Source organism: Bacillus litorisediminis (assembly GCF_022808645.1).
GTDB classification, from domain to species: Bacteria; Bacillota; Bacilli; order Bacillales; family JC228; genus Bacillus_BF; species Bacillus_BF litorisediminis.
Genome location: NZ_JAKZKT010000114.1, coordinates 1 through 1598, shown reverse-complemented (window position 1 = coordinate 1598; position 1598 = coordinate 1). Strand labels below are relative to the sequence as shown.

Below are 1598 nucleotides of genomic sequence, written 5' to 3'. Positions count from 1 at the left end.
TGTTAACAACGGTGATAAAATCCCCAATATAAACGGTTAAAAATTCCCCAGAAATAACGGATAATTGTCTCGATACAATAACTTTTAGGAGTGGAGAGACAATTGATGATTGAGATAGGGGAATTTTTTATGATTAAAGAACTTTATCAGAAAGGATGGACTATTAGCGCTATTGCTGAAGAGACTGGCTTTGATCGCAAAACGATTAGAAAGTACATAAACCAGTCCACCTTACCGGAATACCCGAAAAGAAAGGGAAAAGATAAAAAGAGAAAATTAGAAGATTACGAGAACTATTTACTTCAAAGATTGAAAGAAGGCACTACTAACTGTGTGGTACTTCTTGAAGAGATTACTTCAATGGGTTACCAAGGAAAAATGACAATTCTGAGAGACTTCATTAAAGAATACAGGCAAAAGCCTAATAAACAGTCTAGTATAAGATTCGAGACACCACCTGGTGTCCAAGCTCAAATGGATTGGGCTGAGTTAGGGGAGCACTTTATAGATGGGAAATTTAAGAGGCTTTATGTATTTGTATTGATACTCGGATATTCCCGTATGAAATACATGGAGATTACAACCAGTATAGACTTAGAACATCTTATGAAATGCCACATGAATGCTTTTGCCTATTTTAACGGTGTCCCGAAGCAGATATTGTATGACAACATGAAAACAGTAGTGACGAAACATACTCCTACAGAGATTAGATTTAATAGGAAGTTTGAAGAATTCTTAGCCTATTATGGGGTGGTTCCTAAGGCGTGTAAACCAGCTAGACCGCAAACAAAAGGTAAAGTGGAAAGTGCAGTAGGCTATTTAAAGAAAAATTTTATGCAAAGGAAACTAGAACCTTCACTAGTAAAAATGAATGAGAGCTTACAAATATGGTTAGATACAGTGGCTAACAAGAAGCCCAATCAGACAACTAAAGAAGCTCCTCTAGAAAGATTCCATGCTGAACAAGAGCACCTTCTTAATTGGAATCAACGTCCTATCTTCCCTATAAACAAGTGGGCTGAGACAACTGTAAATTTACAAGGATTAGTAGACTATGAGGGGAAATATTATTCTGTTCCTATTAGATTTAAGGGGCAAAATGTGAAAATAAAGGAAACTCTAGATCACCACATTGAGATATATAGTGAGTTAGAGTGTATAGCTTCTCACCCTCTTATCACTGGGAAAGCAAGATTACTAACACGAATGGAACATTACAGAGAAATAGAAAAAAAGGAGAAGAACGTGACTACAAACGGTTTGGCGACCAGTCACAATCCTCTCCTAGCACCTAAAGTGGAACATCGTTCCCTCCAAGTTTATGAAGAACAGTCAAAAGCAGGTGAAAACAATTGAATAACGAGCTCTTAACTGAACGTTTACTACAAATAGGCTTTTCTATTACTGCTCATCAAATTGAAGCAATATTAGAAGATGCCTCTAAAAATAATGTACCATATTCTGAGTTTCTAGACACTCTTTTAAAACAAGAAATTAAGTTCCTTGAAGCAAAAGCTTTAGATAGAAGGGTTAGTAAAGCGAAATTACCTTACATAAAAAGAATTGAGGACTTTGACTTTACCTTTCAATCTAGT

At 36.0% G+C, this 1598-nt stretch carries 2 protein-coding genes; both read left to right on the top strand.

Features of this window, described 5'->3' with window-relative positions; translation table 11 throughout:
• Window positions 1-105: 105 nt before the first annotated feature.
• Window positions 106-1359 (top strand): IS21 family transposase, encoded by a 1254-nt coding sequence (gene istA / locus MLE14_RS22200; protein WP_243300539.1) that lies wholly within the window; start codon window positions 106-108, stop codon window positions 1357-1359.
• On the top strand, window positions 1356-1598 hold a 243-nt coding region (locus MLE14_RS22195), incomplete at its 3' end, for an ATP-binding protein (RefSeq protein ID WP_243300538.1). The genes istA and MLE14_RS22195, both read left to right, overlap by 4 nt.